Raw genomic sequence first — 18,648 nt, forward strand, 5'->3', positions numbered from 1 at the left:
ATATATAAATTATGAATAATTTGCCTGAATTTATTCTTTTTACCCAACATGGATGGGCTGATACCAATGAAGAAATAAGTCAATTAGCCACTACACTAGGCAATGACAAAACAATCATGATTAGTCCCAATTTAGGATGGGTAAAAACTTGGTTAAGTATAGATCCATTAATTGAAATCGTTAGCCAAAAAGCAGAAGAAATTATCGAAAAATATCCCCAAACTCCTTGGCGAATTATTGGTCATTCAATGGGGGGATTAATTTGGCTCGAAGTGCTGCACAAAAATCCTCAATGGTGGGAAAAAATACACTCTTTAGTATTAATTGCTTGTCCCGTGGGTGGGGCGGATTTAGCCAGAATTATTGATCCGTTGGCCATCGGAGTTGGTATTGCTTCAGACTTAGGAAAAAGTCGCCGTTCAAAAGCAGACAGAATCACAAAGATTGTGCCTACATTGGTAATAGCAGGTAATACTGATAATGGTAGTGATGGCACTATTCCCATTTCATCGACCAAATTATCCTATAGTCATTTTGTTTGTTTACCAAATATTTCTCATAGTCAATTAAAGAATCATCCTATCTTAGTAGATGTTATTCAAAAATTTTGGAAAACATCTCCAACACCTGCCTTATTTGAAAAAGATTTTCCCACAGTTTTGATTGAAAGACTGCAATTGATTCCTGGGATGACAGATGGTCATTCCAGAGATTTTGAAAAAGCCAAAGCTTATCTAAATTTTGAAAGAGGAATTTCTATTAAATTGTGGAAAAATCCCTTAAATATTCTTCATGTTTTTGTGGCCAGTGAACAACAAGACTGTTTATACGCCGGGTTTGTGGGATGGATACATTCAGAAGGATTATATCAAGCTTTAGAAGCCATTCATCAAGACTATTATGAATTAGTAATCCACGGACTAGATTAAGAATATGGTAGGGTAGAGAAATTTGACTAATAGAATTACAAGCTAGAGACATTTATGCTAACTTCTTATAGAGTAGTTTTACTCTCACTCTTTGTTTTTATCTATCGACAGACCATTGCAAACCAGACTATCAATTTGTCTTTATAGCAGCGATAAACATCTCACTCAGTTGTTGACCCATCATCTGAGTAGCGATCGCTATCGTTTACATATCATCGATCAACTACAAGACTTAGTACCTTTCCTAAAGGAGCATAGTGAAACCATAGATTGTTTGATTGTTAGACAAGAACCCTCTATTTTTCCTTTATTTAACCAACTGTATGAACAAGGAACCCTCTTACCCATCATTATTTTTGAGGAGGAAGAAGACTCATCAGCATCTTCAGTTAATGTTGACTCCCCCACTTTTTTGTATCATAGTGCGGAAGTGCATCATCAAGCGAAGGAGTGGGATGACATTCAAGTGATTATTGATCGTGCCATTACCAAATTTTTACACTTAGGGCCGAGTTGTTTTCTTAGTGAGGAACCCTCATCTTCTCAACGGGATATAAGAGTAGAAAATAATCAAAGTTTTTTACTCCTTCAACAACGCCGTTTAGCAGAGAAACTCAAAGAAAGATTAGGCTATTTAGGGGTTTATTATAAACGTAATCCTAAGTATTTTTATCGAAATCTCTCTCCAGAAGATAAACAGGAGTTACTGAAACAATTAATGGCAAGTTATCGGGAGATCATTTTGAATTATTTTGACGAAGAAACAGACATTAATCAAGCCATTGATCAATTTGTGAACCAAGCTTTTTTCTCAGATATTTCCGTTTCTCGCGTGTTAGAAATACATATGGAACTAATGGACGAATTTTCTCAACAACTAAAATTGGAAGGACGAAGCGAGGAAATTCTTTTAGACTATCGCTTAACCATTATTGACATTTTAGCACACTTAGGAGAAATGTATCGTCGCTGCATTCCTAGAGGAGACTTACTTTTTGATTTATTAAATCAAATCGATTAAAGTAGTTAAAGATTATAAAATACTACTAAGATAAATCTTGCTATTCTTTAAACCTGAGATATATTTTTAAAGGATCTTCCTCTATAGATAGCCATGATTGACTTCAAAAAAACCTATGTTCTCAAACTCTATGTCGCAGGTAATACCCCTAACTCCGTGCGAGCTTTAAAAACCTTAAAAAATATTCTCGAAGATGAATTTAAGGGGGTTTATGCCTTGAAAGTTATTGATGTTTTAAAAAATCCTCAACTGGCCGAAGAAGACAAAATTTTGGCTACCCCAACCCTAGCAAAAATTTTACCACCCCCTGTCCGTAAAATTATTGGGGATCTTTCTGATAGAGAAAAAGTCTTAATTGGCTTGGATCTTTTGTATGAAGAAATTAGAGAAAGGGAAAATGATCCCTAAAAAATAGTAGGACTCGATTCAAGGTTTCGCTTTCAATTTTCCATAAACTTTCACACTTTTAATTTAATTATAAAACGATTATAAAGCAGTCATGAATCAACCTCTTCCCCGTGAAAATAGACCACAACCATTAGCCCCTAAAGTGTTCGTAAAATTCGCACAATGATTGAAGGATTAGACGAAATTACTCATGGAGGATTACCTTTAGGAAGAACAACATTAGCCAGTGGAACATCGGGAACAGGAAAAACCCTTTTAGCAGTCCAATTTTTATATCATGGTATTAAATATTTTGATTATCCTGGACTGTTTGTTACCTTTGAAGAATCTCCCCATGATATTATCGAAAATGCTTATAGTTTTGGTTGGGATTTACAAGCATTAATCGATGAAGGTCAATTGTTTATTTTAGATGCGTCCCCAGATCCAGAAGGTCAAGAAGTTGTTGGAAATTTTGATTTATCGGCTTTAATTGAACGGATACAATATGCCATTAATAAATATAAAGCTAAGCTAGTTTCCATTGATTCTGTCACCGCAGTCTTTCAACAATACGACGCTGCTTCTGTGGTAAGACGGGAAATTTTTCGCCTTGTTGCCCGTTTAAAACTATTAGGAGTTACCTCAATTTTAACCACGGAAAGAGTAGAAGAATATGGACAAATTGCCCGATTTGGAGTAGAAGAATTCGTTTCTGATAATGTTATTATTGTCCGTAATGTTTTAGAATGGGAACGTCGTCGCCGTACCATTGAAATTCTTAAATTACGGGGGACAACTCATATGAAAGGAGAATATCCTTTTACTATCACTAATGATGGAATTAATATCTTCCCATTAGGAGCAATGAGATTGACGCAACGCTCATCCAATGCGCGAGTTTCTTCTGGTGTTGCAACCTTAGATGAAATGTGTGGTGGTGGGTTCTTTAAAGACTCTATTATTCTAGCCACGGGGGCAACCGGAACCGGTAAAACCTTATTAGTCAGTAAATTTTTAGAAGAGGGTTGTCGTCAAGGAGAAAGGGCGATTTTGTTTGCTTATGAAGAGTCTCGGGCCCAGTTATCTCGTAATGCTTTTTCTTGGGGCATTGACTTTGAAGAAATGGAAAGAAAAGGACTCTTAAAATTATTATGTACCTATCCAGAATCAGCCGGTTTAGAAGATCATTTACAAATTATTAAATCAGAAATTTCTGAATTTAAACCCTCTAGAATTGCTATTGATTCTTTATCGGCTTTAGCCAGAGGTGTGACTAATAATGCCTTTCGTCAGTTTGTGATTGGGGTCACAGGATATGCCAAACAAGAAGAAATTACAGGATTTTTTACCAATACTACTGATCAATTTATGGGGGGTCATTCTATCACTGAATCCCATATTTCTACGATTACAGATACCATTTTAATGCTGCAATATGTAGAAATTCGTGGGGAAATGTCGCGGGCGATCAATGTATTTAAAATGCGAGGCTCTTGGCACGATAAAGGTATCCGAGAATATATGATTAATCAAGATGGTCCCATTATTCAAGATTCTTTCCGTAATTATGAACGGATTATTAGTGGTTCTCCTAGTCGTATTACGATAGATGAGAAAAGTGAATTATCCCGTATTGTTCGAGGGGTAAAGGATAAAACAGAAGAGTAATTGAGGTCTTAGAAACTTTTGGAAACTACTATATTTTTCCCGTAGTTTCTATTTTTTTCTACTTTAATCTTTAACAAGAAAATAGCAAATCTGTTAAAATTCTAATCATTTTGGGACTGACATAACCCCTTACTTCACACTACCGTAAAGTATGACTGATTTAGGTGATCGTTCTGATGTGAGAGGAAAACAATGAAAGTGTCTTGGAAAAAACTATTCCTACAAACCTCTATTTGGATAGCCAGCGAAATTTTACTCAATTTAATTGGACTGGATAATCTGGCTGATTATAGTGAATTTATTTTTAAACAAAAAGAAACTATTTTTATGACAACAGTGATCGCCTATCTTGTGGTTAGTTAAAGCGATCATTGACGAAGAGATAATACATATTTTTAATTGATTTAGACTTTAACAAAAAGAATTTTTCTCAGCGTGGTAATTTTAATCACAGCTTTGGGAATAATAACAAGGTAAGCAGCTTATATCTACTGCCTTATGTCCTCTTTGTCTTCTTCCAATTTGTCTTCTTCCAAACGCAGTCGGGCGGTTGCCCTGCGTAATTATTTTTCACCCTTTGGCAACAAACTGATCGAAGCGGGTTATGTAGGCCCTGATCAGATGAAACAAGCCCTGGTCGAAACCCGTAAAAGCGGTCGTCCCATAACAGAAGTGTTACAGGTGATGACTGGGGAACCCTTATCCCCCGATTTATTACGACAATATAAAAAACACCATTTATTTGAACTCAAAATTCTTTATGGTGTCGACTCTATCGATCCCCAAGTTTCCCCCGTCGCGGATCGCCAGATGGCTGAATTAATAAATTCCTTAATTCCGTTTGATATTTGTCGTCGTCATAAAATTTTACCTTTATCCGAGCATAGCGGGGAACCACCATCCGTCTTAGTGGCCATGGTTGATCCCGATAACCTAGCAGCCCAAGATGATTTAAACCGCATCTTGAGGGCGAGAAACCTAGAGTTACGGCGTATGGTCATTACTCAAGAAGATTATGATCGTTTATTAGAACAGTATCATGAACTTCAAGGGCAAATTGACGCAGAAAATGAACGGCTTAATCAAGAAGCAGCCATGAACAAGATGGCTGATCTGACCGATATTGTGGGTAACTTAGATGCCACAATGTCTGAAGCAGAGGATGAAAGTCATGATGCTCTTGATGCCAATGATGCAGGTCAAGCCCCAGTTATTAATTTAGTCAATAAAATTCTCGCCAAAGCCCTCCAAGAAGGCACTTCAGATATTCATATTGAACCCCAAGAAGAAACCTTAAGAGTTCGTTTCCGTAAAGATGGGGTTCTTCAACAAGCTTTCGATCCCCTCCCCCGAAAAGTAACCCCTGCGGTGGTAGCGCGGTTCAAAATTATGGCTGATCTCGATATTGCAGAACGCCGTCTTCCTCAAGATGGTAAAATTCGACGCATTTATCAAGGTCGAAAAGTGGATTTTCGGGTAAATACCTTACCCAGTCGTTATGGGGAAAAGGTCTGTTTACGGATTTTAGACAACTCGGCCACTCAGTTAGGATTAGATAAATTAATTACTAACCAAGAAACCTTACAAATTGTCCGAGACTTAGCCAGTCGTCCCTTTGGATTATTGTTGGTGACGGGACCAACCGGTTCAGGTAAATCTACCAGTTTATATTCTGTCCTAGCCGAACGAAACAATCCAGGGGTGAATATTAGCACCGCCGAAGATCCCATTGAATACTCGTTACCCGGTATTACTCAAGTACAGGTGATTCGAGAAAAAGGGATGAATTTTGCCTCAATTTTACGGGCCTTCATGCGACAAGATCCTGACGTTATTCTAGTCGGGGAAACCAGGGACGTAGAAACAGCAAAAACGGCGATCGAAGCAGCCTTAACGGGACACCTTGTTTTAACCACCCTACATACGAACGATGCCCCTGGGGCTGTTGCTCGTCTTGATGAAATGGGGGTTGAACCCTTTATGATTTCTGGAGCGTTATTAGGTGTATTAGCACAACGGTTAATGCGTCGGGTATGTAGTGAATGTCGTGTTCCTTACAACCCTACTAAAGCAGAATTAGCTCGTTTTGGCTTATCTGCTTCGAGTGACGATGAAATGACCATTTATAAGGCTAATAAATTAACGGCAGAGGAAATCACCGAAGCGAAACAAACGGGAGACCTTTGCGAAAAATGTGGCGGTAGTGGCTACAAGGGAAGGGTTGGGGTGTATGAAGTCATGCGGAATACAGAGCGCATTCAAACCCTTATTAACGAAGGTGCAACGACCGATCGCATCAAAGAAGCAGCAGTGGAAGAAGGAATGATCACCATCCTCGCTTACAGTTTACAACTGGTTCAAGAAGGTCATACCACCCTTGAAGAAGTGGAACGGGTGACGTTTACCGATACCGGACTCGAAGCAGAATTAAAAGCCAAGCGCAAGAGTTCTCTTGAGTGTAAAACCTGTTCTGCAGGCCTCGAACCGGAGTGGGTTGACTGTCCCTATTGTATGACTCCCAGATTTACCTAATTCAATTTTATTTTAAGGAGCAAACATCCAATGGATATGATGATTGAAGACTTAATGGAACAACTTGTGGAAATGGGGGGTTCCGATATGCACATTCAAGCTGGTGCGCCCATTTATTTTCGTATTAGTGGTAAATTAGCCCCGATTGATGAAGAACCCCTTTCTCCTCAAGAAAGTCAAAAATTAATTTTCAGTATGCTCAATAATAGTCAACGTAAAGAGTTAGAGCAAACCTGGGAATTAGACTGTTCCTATGGGGTCAAAGGGTTGGCACGGTTTCGGGTCAATGTTTATAAAGAACGGGGTTGTTACGCTGCTTGTTTACGGGCTTTATCCTCGAAAATTCCTAACTTTGAACAGTTAGGACTACCCAATATTGTACGAGAAATGGCCGAACGACCACGGGGGATGGTGTTGGTTACGGGTCAAACGGGATCGGGGAAAACTACCACCTTAGCAGCGATTTTAGACTTAATTAATCGCACTAGACAAGAACATATTTTAACCGTTGAAGATCCGATTGAATACGTTTTTCCTAATGTTAAAAGCCTCTTTCACCAACGACAAAAAGGAGAAGATACTAAATCCTTTGCTAATGCCTTAAAAGCTTCTTTACGGGAAGATCCTGACATCATTCTAGTAGGGGAAATGCGGGACTTAGAAACCATTAGTTTAGCCATCACTGCAGCAGAAACAGGACACTTAGTTTTTGGTACGTTACACACCAATTCAGCTGCCGGTACTATTGATCGTATTGTTGATGTATTTCCAGCTAACCAACAAGCTCAAATTCGGGCGATGTTATCTAACTCTTTGATCGCCGTTTTTAGTCAATGTTTAGTGAAGAAAAAGAACCCTAAACCCGGAGAATTTGGTCGGGCAATGGCCCAAGAAATTATGGTTGTTACCCCTGCTATTGCTAACTTAATGCGAGAAGGAAAAGCCGGGCAAGTTTATTCAGCGATTCAAACAGGAATGAAATTAGGAATGCAAACCATGGAGCAAGCGTTAGCTAACTTAGTTGTTAGCGGTTCAGTTTCCTTTGAAGAAGCCGTTTCTAAAAGTGCTAGACCCGATGAGTTACAACGCTTAATCGGTGGTGCAAGTATGAATACAAAATCGAAATCTCGCCGTTAAATTACATCGTTCATTACTGTTTACTTTTTATGAAAAAAAATGCCTACTTACATTGCTCAAGTTAAAGACTTAAAAGGAAAAATTTCTAAGCAAAAAGTGGAAGCCACTTCCCCTGAACAAGCGCGGGCAATGCTTAGACAGCAATATCCTGCTATTGGAAAAATCAGTGAAGCTGGAATGCAATTTGATTTTTCAGGTATCGGAGGAGCTTTAAATAATGTTAGTGTTAAAGATAAAGCAGTCTTTTCACGCCAATTTTCTGTAATGATTAATGCTGGTGTTGCCATCGTTCGTTGCTTAGGCGTTTTGTCAGAGCAAGCGACAAATCCTAAACTAAAAAAAGCTTTATCAGCTATTAGCGCAGAAGTACAACAAGGGATTAGTTTATCGGAAGCTTTAGAAAAACATCCTAGCTGTTTTGACCAACTGTATGTCAGTATGGTCGAAGCAGGAGAAACTGGGGGGGTACTCGATGAAGTATTAAACCGTTTGGCGAAACTTTTAGAAGATATGGCCCGACTCCAAAACCAAATTAAATCTGCTATGGCTTATCCTGTAACAGTAGGTATTTTGGCGGTGATTGTTTTCTTTGCTATGACTATCTTTTTAATTCCTGTCTTTGCAGGAATTTTTGAAGATTTAGGGGCAGAATTACCGGCTTTAACGCAATTTATGCTCTATCTCAGTAGTATTATGAGGAGTTGGAAAATTTTGATTCCAATTGTAGGTTCTATGGGATTAGTTTTTGGTATCAAACAATATTATAAGACTCCCGTCGGACGCTTACAAATTGATAAATTTCTTCTAAAAATGCCTCTATTTGGGGACTTAAATGAAAAGTCTGCAGTTGCTCGTTTTTGTCGGGTTTTTGGAACGTTAACTCGTTCTGGTGTTCCTATTTTAACTTCTTTAGAAATTGTTTGTAATACCGTTGGAAATAAGGTTATTTCCAATGCAGTAGCCGGAGCTCAGGCGGAAATTCAACAAGGGGGTATGATGAGTTTAGCTCTACAAAATGCTAACGTTTTTCCTCAGTTAGCCATTCAAATGATTTGTATCGGGGAAGAAACAGGGGAACTCGATGCCATGATGATGAAAGTAGCAGATTTTTATGAGGATGAAGTTGAACAAGCGGTAAAAGCGTTAACCAGTATTATTGAACCATTAATGATGGTTGGTATTGCTGGTATGGTAGGGGTGATTCTCTTATCTATGTATTTACCTATGTTCTCAATTTTCGACCAACTGGTGTAAAAAATTGGTCAATTTTTCAAATTTGTAGAGGCGTTTTCCCTAACGTCTCTATAATAGTTTTAGGGCTTATTTTATTATTAACTGTGTTATGTCGATTAAACCCTCTCATTACGAACAACTTTTATGTGAATATAGCGATCGCTTATCCGCTATTTCCCTTTTAAAGCAGCATCGTTCTTATTTAGAAATGGTTCCTAGTTTACGTCGTCCTGAAGAAAGTTTGATTACGCTGCCTTTACCTGTTGTTAAAGTTCGCCAACCAAAACCTTTAAGCGAAAGTCGTTTTACATCTCCTAATATTCAAGAAGCAATTCAATTACCTTGTGATCTTGCTATTATTATGTGTGATCCAGAATGGAAAATTAAACTAGGGTCAGAAATTATCATTTTTATTCATCGTCCCCACGAAGATTTTTCCCATTTATTGGGCCGTTGGCGACAAACGCAAATTCATTTAGATAAAGATTATGAATGGTTAATGCCGATGAAAGAAGCTCATATGTTAAGTGAAGGGGGCGAGAAAGTTTATCCTTTATTTGTAGTCTTTGAACATACCTTAGATAGAATCAAAAAAGGATTAAAAGGTGCTTGTTTACCTTATATTGTTCAACAGTCTATTCCTGAAGAAATTGAGGAAAATGTAGAATCTTTGAAAATTTAGAATTTTAAATAGCAATTCTCTTTTTCTTAAGCTTTTCAACTTAAAATAATACTCAAAGACAATAATCTGCTCAAGAATCTCAAAATTGCAACAAAATATTTAGTTTTGTTGGTCGTTATTAGAAAATAATGGATAATTAACGCTCAATAATCAATTATCCATTTTTGATTATTCAAATCGCATTTCTAAGGCTTTTCTCGCCTCTTCTCGGTCATCAAAATGGATTTTTTCTGTCCCTAAAATTTGATAATCTTCGTGGCCTTTTCCTGCTATTAAAACTCCATCACCTGGCTTAGCTTGTAAAATAGCTGTTTTAATGGCTTCGGCACGATCGCTAATCACTAAAGGCTCCACACTTTGAGAAATTCCTGTTAAAATATCCTCTAAAATTCGCTGGGGATCTTCAGTTCTGGGGTTATCAGAAGTGACAACAGAAACATCAGCTAATTGGGCAGACGCTTGACCCATCAAGGGACGTTTTGTGCGATCGCGATCGCCCCCACAACCAAACACACAAATCAGTTTACCTTTAACAAAAGGACGGGCTGCTTTTAAAGAGTTTTCTAAACTATCAGGAGTATGGGCATAATCAACAATGACACTAATATCTTGTTTTTCGTTAATTTGTACCCGTTCCATGCGTCCAGGAACTCCCAAAAAGTGAGGTAAACTTTCTATAGTTTCTGTTAAGTCTAAGCCAAAATGTAAGACTGCTGAAACGGCTGCTAAAACGTTAGATAAATTGAATTGTCCCACTAGCGGAGAGCTAAACTCAACGCTTCCTAAAGGTGTATATAACGTTCCTGTTACTCCATTACCTCGATAGGTTAAATCACTGGTATAAAAATCCGCCTCAGCATTGCTAACACTGTAACTCCAAACTTGCTCAGGCTTGAAACTTTCAATTAATCGTTTACCATAGGGATCATCTAAATTAATAATCGCTTTTTCTTGTAAATAATCTGGCGTAAATAATAACTGTTTTGCTGAAAAATAATCTTCCATATCCTTATGAAAGTCAAGATGATCTTGCGTTAAGTTGGTAAACACACTCACTTTAAAAGGACATTGTTTAACTCGCCCTTGAGCTAACGCATGGGAACTAACTTCCATGACGCAATATTCATTATTCGCTGCCACTGCTTGGGCCAGTTGTTCTTGTAATTCAGGGGCAAAGGGTGTGGTATGGATAGCTGTTTGTTCAAACCCTGGCCAACGAGTATATAATGTGCCAATTAAAGCCGTAGGTTTTTGAGATTGGCCCAGAAAATACTCAATTAAATGAGTTGTAGTCGTTTTGCCGTTAGTTCCGGTTACCCCGATCATCTTTAGTTGTTGTGCCGGATGCCCATAAAAAGCAGCCGCTATTTCAGCAGCAACCGTAATTAAATCATCCACAATGATTACACATTGGTCGTCATTAGGAGGAAATTTCTCCGCTGCTTGAGGACTAATAATAGCTGCCGTTGCCCCCACCTCCATCGCACTTTGCCAGAACTCACCCCCATCGACACGAGTCCCCGGCATACCAATAAAGATGTCTCCTGTTTGGCAAGCATGAGAATTGGTTGAGATTCCCTTAACGTCCCTTTCTAAAGCAGGATGTTGAGGAAGCGTAGAAATACTTGGAACGTTATTCAACAAGTCGTAGAGTTTCCTTGTAGTAAACATATTAGGCATATAACTGGTCACTGATCCGTGCTTGAAATAGATAAGGTACAATAGATAATATAAGCATCTTTGGCTTAACTTATCAAAATCTGTCACCTAGAACCCTATGGCTGTTCAATCGTTAACGTCGTTCCCTTCAGTCTCCCCCTCGACAAAAGTGATCGTACCTTCATCAGACGTTAAACCTTGGCCGGGGTTAATAGAAACCTATCGCCCTTATCTTCCCGTTACGGAAAGCACCCCAGTTGTGACCCTCTTAGAAGGCAATACCCCTCTTATTCCTGCCCCCTACATTTCTCAACAAGTGGGCAAAGGAGTTAAAGTTTTTGTTAAATATGATGGTTTAAACCCTACTGGCAGTTTTAAAGATCGGGGTATGACTATGGCGATTTCTAAGGCCAAAGAAGACGGGGCAAAAGCAGTTATTTGCGCCAGTACCGGCAACACTTCTGCTGCTGCTGCTGCTTACGCTAGACGCGCCGGAATGCGAGCCTTTGTGATTATTCCCGACGGTTATGTCGCCTTAGGAAAACTAGCACAAGCCTTATTATACGGTGCGGAAGTGATTGCCATTGACGGGAACTTTGATGATGCGTTGACGGTAGTTAAACAGATGGCCGAGAATTATCCTGTTACCCTAGTTAACTCAGTTAACCCTTACCGTTTAGAAGGACAAAAAACCGCAGCTTTTGAGGTAGTAGATGTGTTGGGAAATGCCCCCGACTGGTTATGTATCCCAGTGGGCAACGCAGGGAATATTAGTGCTTATTGGATGGGATTTTGTCAATATCATAGTTTAGGGAAAACCAGTAAATTGCCAAAAATGATGGGCTTTCAAGCAGCTGGAGCAGCCCCATTTATTGGTGGCCAACCAGTAGCAAAACCGGAAACCCTCGCTACTGCTATTCGTATCGGTAACCCGGCCAACTGGGACAAAGCTTGGGGAGCAAAAGATGCTAGTCAAGGAGAGTTTAATGCGGTTACCGATGAGGAAATATTAGAAGCTTATCGTATTTTGGCTGCCCATGAAGGGGTATTTTGCGAACCAGCTAGTGCTGCCTCGGTGGCCGGGTTATTGAAAGTTAAAGATCAGGTTCCGGCTGAGTCTACTATAGTTTGTGTCTTGACAGGTAATGGTTTAAAAGATCCTGACTGTGCCATCAAGCATAGCGATAATCAAGTTAAGTCTGGCATTAAACCTGAATTATCGCAAGTCGCTAAAGTAATGGGTTTTTGAGGAACGATAAAAAAACTGTAGGGTGGGCAATGCTCACCTTCCTGCTTAAAAATCAAGAAAAATATCAAGATAATAAATATAATAATCGAGATCAATGCTTTAAAAAAACTGGGTAATATTGACTATCGTAATCAAGTGATCACTTAAAAATAGAGAATGTAAATATCATTCTATTTCAGTATAAAACCATCTCAGAAGAAAAATTTTGATAAAAAAACCTACATCCCTAGATAGATTAAGAGGCAGAAATTAAGATGGTAATATTGGAATATCATTCAGTAGGATGGGCATAGAGTCGATATCTGTTGCTATATATATCGGTCGAATCTCACGTCAAACCATTCATATTGAGACTAACTGTGCAATTCCTACTGTCTCAAAATGTCTTAAAATCTCTATAACGAATATGATAATTCAAAAAAATACTGATACAAAATGGTGGAAGAATTTCATAATTGATGGATATGTTCAAACGTTAGAAGAAACCAATAATCAACAATCGGATCATCATTGGTGGCAACACGCAATAATCTATCAAATCTACGTTTCTAGCTTCAAAGATACCACCAGCAACGGCATGGGTGATCTTGATGGCATTATTGCCAAAATGGATTACATCGCCTCTTTAGGAGTGGATGCCATTTGGTTATCGCCATTCTTTGAATCTCCCTTGGAAGATATGGGTTATGACATTACTGATATGCGAGAAGTTGATCCGACTTTTGGGGAAATAGAAGATTTTAAACGTCTGTTAGAAATTGCTCACGGTTTTGGCATTAAAGTATTAGTGGATGGAGTTTGGAATCATACCTCTGATCAACATCCTTGGTTTGTAGAAAGTCGAAAAAATCGGGATAATCCTAAAGCAGATTGGTATGTGTGGGCTGATGCTAAAGAAGATGGTTCCCCTCCCAATAATTGGCTATCGGCATTTATGGGGGAAAGTGCTTGGCAATGGGACGACGTTCGACAACAGTATTATTTTTATAACTTTTTACCCAGTCAACCAGAATTAAACTGGCATAATCGAGATGTTGTCGCCGAACTGCTGCGACAAGCTGAGTTTTGGCTGGACTTAGGCATTGACGGTTTTCGCTTAGATGCAGTCAACTTTTATATTCACGATAAACATCTGCGAGATAATCCCATTCGTCCTGATAATGGCATTTTTCCTGATGGGGTTGATCCCAATAATCCTATGGTTGATCATATGTTTCAATATAATTTCTGCCGTCCTGAAAACTTGGAGGCAATTAACCCTATTCGAGAGTTGTGTGAACATTATGGCGATGCAGTCACCCTAGGAGAAGTCACTTTATGCGAAGACTCCATTGCTCTGTCGGGTGAATACGTTACAGGAGAAAATCGCCTAAATCTAGCTTATAACAGTGCGTTATTAGTGGATGAACCCATTAGTGCTACTTTAATGCGCCAAATCCTCCAAAAAGTTCAGACCCATTTTCCCGATGGGGGTCAATGTTGGATGGTGGGCAATCATGATTATGGACGTTTGCGATCGCGTTGGACAGGGGTAAATGCCGAAGGTCAACCCTATCCTGACGAATTTTATCATGCCATTGCTGCTCTTTTGATCTGTTTACCAGGAGCATTATGTCTGTACCAAGGGGACGAACTGGGGTTAGAAGAAGCCAAAATTCCCAAAGATATTCCTGAAGACAAAATTCAAGATCCCTTTGGTCAAGCACTCTATCCAACAGTACCAGGGCGAGATGGTTCTCGGACTCCTATGCCTTGGTCAGAAAATGCACCTAATGCTGGCTTTAGCGATGGGGATGAACCTTGGTTACCGATTCCTCAAAAGCATCTACGGCAAGCAGTTGATCGTCAAAATGCTGACCCTAAATCCTTGCTCAATACTTGGCGCAGAATGCTACACTGGCGTAAACGACAACCTGCTCTAGTCAAAGGAGATGTTAAATTATTAGACACCGAAGAACCCCTGCTCGTATTTATCCGCCAATGCAAATTTCAACAGTTACTTTGTGTATTTAATCTCAGTCATAACCCAACAACATATGACTTATCCATGCACGGGAACTATTTAGCAGAAACAGATTTAGGTTTTGAATTTGACTTAGAAGGAGATACCCTAAAATTGCAAAGCTATGGGATATTTTTTGCTAATTTATCCTTGTAGCAAAGGGACGAGTCGAACATAAGTCAAGACTTTTATCCTAATCATCCAAAAACCAGAGAGACAATAAACTGAGTCAATACCTATGCAAACTGTTAAATGGTGGCAAAACGCCGTAATTTATCATATCTTGCCCCGTAGTTTTATGGACACCACTGGAGATGGAGAAGGGGATCTCAATGGCATTATTAGCAAATTAGATTATATTTGTGCTTTGGGAGTAGATGCCATCTGGATGTGTCCCATTTATGAATCTCCCAGAGAAGATTTAGGCTATGACCCAACGGACTTAAGAAATATCGATCCCGTTTATGGCAGTTTAGACGATTTTGATCGTCTAGTCAGTTTAGCACAGGCAAGAGGGTTAAAAGTCTTTCTTGACCAGATTTGGAGTCATACTTCCCATAAACATCCCTGGTTCTTAGAAAGTCGTGAAAATAGAACCAATGCTAAAGCAGACTGGTATATTTGGGCTGATCCTAATCCAGACGGAACCCCTCCCAACAACTGGCTATCTGCGTTTGGGGGTAGTGCTTGGGCCTGGTGTCCTGAACGAGAACAATTTTATATGCACAATTTTTTGAAGAGTCAACCGGATCTTAACTGGCACAACCCTGAAGTGATCGATGCGGTGTTTGAAGAAGCCCGTTTTTGGCTAGAGCGAGGGGTTGATGGATTTCGTCTCGATGCAGTTAATTTTTACATCCATGATCCTGAACTACGGAATAATCCCGTGCGATCGCCTGATGATCCTATTCCAGAAGGGGTATCAATGCGAAATCCTTTTGCTCGTCAATTGTTCGTCTATAATTTTTGTCGTCCCGAAACCCTCGACTATTTAAACCGCATTCGTCAACTGGTGGCTGAATACAGTGTCATTACCCTGGGAGAAGTCACCCTCTGCGAAGATTCCGTCGCCCTGGCTGCTGAATATACGGCTGGCGATGAAAAACTCCATTTAGCTTACAATAGCGCACTTTTATTTGAAGAACCGATGACAGCCAGTCGCATTCGTCATGCCCTAGAACGGGTTATTGACAAGTTCCAAGAAGACGACGGTATGTGTTGGATGGTGGGAAACCACGACTATGGACGGTTACGCTCTTGTTGGACAGGGAAAGATGAAGAAGGGAATCCTTATTCGGATGAGTTTTATCAGATGATGGCTGGTGTGTTAGTGAGCTTACCAGGGGCATTTTGTCTCTACCAAGGGGATGAATTGGGGTTACCTGTGGCTCGCATTCCAGAAGATATTCCCGTTGAAGCGATGCAAGATCCCTTCGGTAAAGAACTTTATCCCGCTATTCAAGGCCGAGATGGCTCCCGTACCCCCATTCCTTGGGTGGCTGATGCTCCTAATGCTGGATTTACCACAGGAGAACAATCTTGGTTACCCATTCCTAAAGGTCACTTAGAACGAGCAGTGAATATAGAAGATAATCAACCCAATTCCCTGCTGAATACCTGGCGCAGACTGTTACACTGGCGCAAAGGACAACCGGCAATGATGCACGGTAACTGCGAAATTATGGAAACTCCAGACCCATTGTTTGGATTTATTCGGGAAACCGAAGAACAAAAGTTACTCTGTTTATTCAATATGAGTAATGAACCCGTTGATTACGATTTATCGGCTTATGATCCTTGTCGTCCTTTTCGGACTCCTTACCTACAAAAGTTGACCATCAAAGATGGAAAAGTTCATCTACCAGGGTATGGTGTATTTTTTGGTAGTTTACTCTCTGTGAGCGAGCAAAGCGATCGCTTACCCTTTAGTCCTCCTGTTGCTAAAGAGGCGATATCCTCTTAGTTAGGGTTGATGAGGGAGTAGGGAGTAAGGAAAGTTATCTCGTCATCCCTATCACTTCCGACTAAACAATATTTTCAGTAAACCTTAAATAGCATGACTGTATGAATTTATCTGTTGCATCAAAACAATCTCAAGCACAAGATTGGTGGCGGAGTGCTGCCATTTATCAAGTGTATCCTCGAAGCTTTTTCGATAGTAATGGAGATGGTATTGGAGATTTACCAGGGATTATTCACAAATTAGACTATATTGCTCAACTCGAAGTGGATGCGGTTTGGATTTCTCCTTTTTTTAAATCGCCAATGAAGGATTTTGGCTACGATATTTCTGACTATCGAGCCATTGAACCGATGTTTGGCACGATGGAAGATTTCCAATTATTGCTTAAAGAAGCTCACGATCGCAACTTAAGAATTTTAATCGATCAAGTATGGAATCATACCTCTGATCAACATCCTTGGTTTATTGAAAGTCGGAGTAGTTGGGATAATGCTAAAGCTGACTGGTATGTTTGGGAAGATCCTAAACCCGATGGTTCCCCACCCAATAATTGGCGTGCCACCTTTGGGGGTAGTGCTTGGGAATGGGACGAAACCCGACAGCAATATTATTTACACAGTTTTTTAGTATCTCAACCGGATCTGAATTGGTATAACCCAGAGGTGAAAGAAGCTATCTTTGATGTGGCTCGGTTTTGGTTAGATATGGGGGTGGATGGGTTTCGACTCGATGTGGTTAATTTTTATCTCCACGATCGCCAATTACGGGATAATCCTCCCCGTCCCCCAGAAATGAAACGGCCGGCTGGTGCTGATCCTAAAGATCCGTTTTTTGATTTCTTAAATGTCCATAATTTCTGTCAACCGGAAATCACCGATCTTCTTACATCCATTCGTCAGGTAATGGATGAATATCCTGGAACCACGACTTTAGCTGAAATTAGTAGCGCAGAAGATCCCCTGCTATTGGCCAGTGAATATGTTTCGGGTGATGATAAACTTCACATGGCTTATAACTCGGAATTAATGAAAGATGAGCCGTTTAGTTACTCTAGACTCCGAGAAATGATTCAACGCATCGAAACCCATTTTCAAGACGGGGTCATTTGTTGGACAGCCGGAACCCATGATTTCCCTCGTCTGAAGAGTCGTTGGCAAAAACATCAAGAAATTGATCACTTTACCGAAGAAGCGTTTGAGCATTTATTAGTTGCTTTAATTCTCGCTCTCAAAGGCAGTTGCTGTATTTATCAAGGGGATGAGTTGGGGTTAACTCAAGCAGACATTCCCTATGAAAAAATGCAAGATCCCTATGGGTTACAAGGTTATCCCGATATTTTAGGCCGAGATGGTTGTCGAACTCCCATGCCTTGGGAACCTTCTTCCCATCAAGCTGGTTTTACCACAGCCAAAGAACCCTGGTTACCTATTCCTGCTGAACATTGTCCGATGGCGGTAGATATCCAAGAAAAGGAAGCAATGTCATTATTGAATAAATACCGTCGCTTATTTAGTTGGCGTAACCGACAACCGGCTTTACGCAATGGGGATCTAACGTTACTTGATACGCCGGAACCGTTATTAGGTTTCGCTCGTAAATGCAAAGAACAACATCTAATCTGTTTATTCAATTTAAGTCCTGTGGCACTTCGTCACGACTTGTCTAATTATCCTAATTGTAAAGAGTCTGATGAATCGGATTTTACCAATCGTAGATATGACCATACCATTGAAATTCCTGGTTATGGGGTCTTTTTTGGGGATTGTTTGAGTTAATCAAGTTAGTAGGGTGGGTAATGCTCACCCTATACTTATTATTATGACTGGTAGTTCTACTTTGTAAACGCTAAAACCGTGAATTTATCTAAGTTTAAAGGTTATTTACTTAGGTTAAGATAAATTTGGCGACCAGAAAAGCTTTTATTTATTGTTAACTGACAAAAGTGATAAATTTTTGTTTAAAAAATATACACGAAGATATACGTGAAGTTATACATTAAAAATAACACACCTATTTTGATATGTATGCTAACTTTAAAGTGACTGGAAATTTAGCGAGTAAAAGATAGCTCTTTAACAATTATAAAGATTTGGATCTTTCTATTCTTTCCAGTTTTCTTTATGTATAAAGTTCCCTAATTTTTTATTTTCTTAAAACTTAATTTTTGATTAAGAGAAAAATTT

14 protein-coding genes are annotated in these 18,648 nt (G+C 39.5%); 13 read left to right on the forward strand and 1 reads right to left on the reverse strand.

What is annotated here, in order from left to right; genetic code table 11:
• Window positions 1-11 precede the first annotated feature (11 nt).
• From CY0110_RS13215 to CY0110_RS13250, 9 genes are all read left to right on the forward strand, one after another.
• Window positions 12-929 carry an alpha/beta hydrolase gene (locus tag CY0110_RS13215; RefSeq protein WP_008275950.1) on the forward strand — a complete coding sequence of 306 codons (918 nt, stop codon included), beginning with the start codon at window positions 12-14 and terminating at the stop codon, window positions 927-929.
• 115 nt (window positions 930-1,044) lie between these two features.
• A complete protein-coding gene (locus tag CY0110_RS13220; protein ID WP_035799393.1) occupies window positions 1,045-1,950 on the forward strand; it encodes a circadian clock protein KaiA in 906 nt (301 codons plus the stop codon).
• 93 nt (window positions 1,951-2,043) lie between these two features.
• On the forward strand, window positions 2,044-2,358 hold the full coding sequence (kaiB, locus tag CY0110_RS13225; RefSeq protein WP_007304489.1) for a circadian clock protein KaiB: 315 nt from the start codon (window positions 2,044-2,046) through the stop codon (window positions 2,356-2,358).
• 162 nt (window positions 2,359-2,520) lie between these two features.
• Window positions 2,521-4,008 carry a circadian clock protein KaiC gene (kaiC, locus tag CY0110_RS13230; protein ID WP_008275952.1) on the forward strand — a complete coding sequence of 496 codons (1,488 nt, stop codon included), beginning with the start codon at window positions 2,521-2,523 and terminating at the stop codon, window positions 4,006-4,008.
• A gap of 192 nt (window positions 4,009-4,200) precedes the next feature.
• Complete coding sequence (locus CY0110_RS30420) at window positions 4,201-4,371, forward strand: hypothetical protein (RefSeq protein ID WP_008275953.1); 171 nt, start codon at window positions 4,201-4,203, stop codon at window positions 4,369-4,371.
• Between the two features lie 135 nt (window positions 4,372-4,506).
• Window positions 4,507-6,540 carry a GspE/PulE family protein gene (locus CY0110_RS13235; protein ID WP_008275954.1) on the forward strand — a complete coding sequence of 678 codons (2,034 nt, stop codon included), beginning with the start codon at window positions 4,507-4,509 and terminating at the stop codon, window positions 6,538-6,540.
• Between the two features lie 30 nt (window positions 6,541-6,570).
• On the forward strand, window positions 6,571-7,677 hold the full coding sequence (locus CY0110_RS13240; RefSeq protein WP_008275955.1) for a type IV pilus twitching motility protein PilT: 1,107 nt from the start codon (window positions 6,571-6,573) through the stop codon (window positions 7,675-7,677).
• Between the two features lie 39 nt (window positions 7,678-7,716).
• On the forward strand, window positions 7,717-8,931 hold the full coding sequence (locus CY0110_RS13245) for a type II secretion system F family protein (RefSeq protein WP_008275956.1): 1,215 nt from the start codon (window positions 7,717-7,719) through the stop codon (window positions 8,929-8,931).
• Window positions 8,932-9,019: 88 nt separating this feature from the next.
• The gene (locus CY0110_RS13250) at window positions 9,020-9,592 is read left to right on the forward strand and encodes a hypothetical protein (RefSeq protein WP_008275957.1); all 573 of its coding nucleotides are present in this window, start codon (window positions 9,020-9,022) and stop codon (window positions 9,590-9,592) included.
• A 168-nt stretch (window positions 9,593-9,760) separates the two neighbouring features.
• On the opposite strand, the gene CY0110_RS13255 is transcribed toward CY0110_RS13250, so the two are convergent.
• Complete coding sequence (locus CY0110_RS13255) at window positions 9,761-11,263, reverse strand: UDP-N-acetylmuramoyl-L-alanyl-D-glutamate--2,6-diaminopimelate ligase (protein WP_035799394.1); 1,503 nt, start codon at window positions 11,261-11,263, stop codon at window positions 9,761-9,763.
• Between the two features lie 106 nt (window positions 11,264-11,369).
• Between CY0110_RS13255 and thrC the strand changes: the two genes are divergently transcribed.
• From thrC to CY0110_RS13275, 4 genes are all read left to right on the forward strand, one after another.
• Complete coding sequence (gene thrC / locus CY0110_RS13260) at window positions 11,370-12,500, forward strand: threonine synthase (RefSeq protein WP_035799355.1); 1,131 nt, start codon at window positions 11,370-11,372, stop codon at window positions 12,498-12,500.
• Between the two features lie 406 nt (window positions 12,501-12,906).
• Window positions 12,907-14,658: an alpha-glucosidase family protein gene (locus CY0110_RS13265; RefSeq protein WP_008275960.1), complete on the forward strand. Its 1,752-nt coding sequence runs from the start codon at window positions 12,907-12,909 to the stop codon at window positions 14,656-14,658.
• 82 nt (window positions 14,659-14,740) lie between these two features.
• Window positions 14,741-16,465, forward strand: a complete 1,725-nt coding sequence (locus CY0110_RS13270) for an alpha-glucosidase (RefSeq protein ID WP_008275961.1) — start codon at window positions 14,741-14,743, stop codon at window positions 16,463-16,465.
• Window positions 16,466-16,566: 101 nt separating this feature from the next.
• Entirely contained in the window at window positions 16,567-18,240 is a 1,674-nt protein-coding gene (locus tag CY0110_RS13275; protein ID WP_008275962.1) for an alpha-glucosidase, read from the forward strand.
• Window positions 18,241-18,648 lie beyond the last annotated feature (408 nt).

The sequence above is a fragment of the Crocosphaera chwakensis CCY0110 genome, from assembly GCF_000169335.1.
GTDB lineage: Bacteria > Cyanobacteriota > Cyanobacteriia > Cyanobacteriales > Microcystaceae > Crocosphaera > Crocosphaera chwakensis.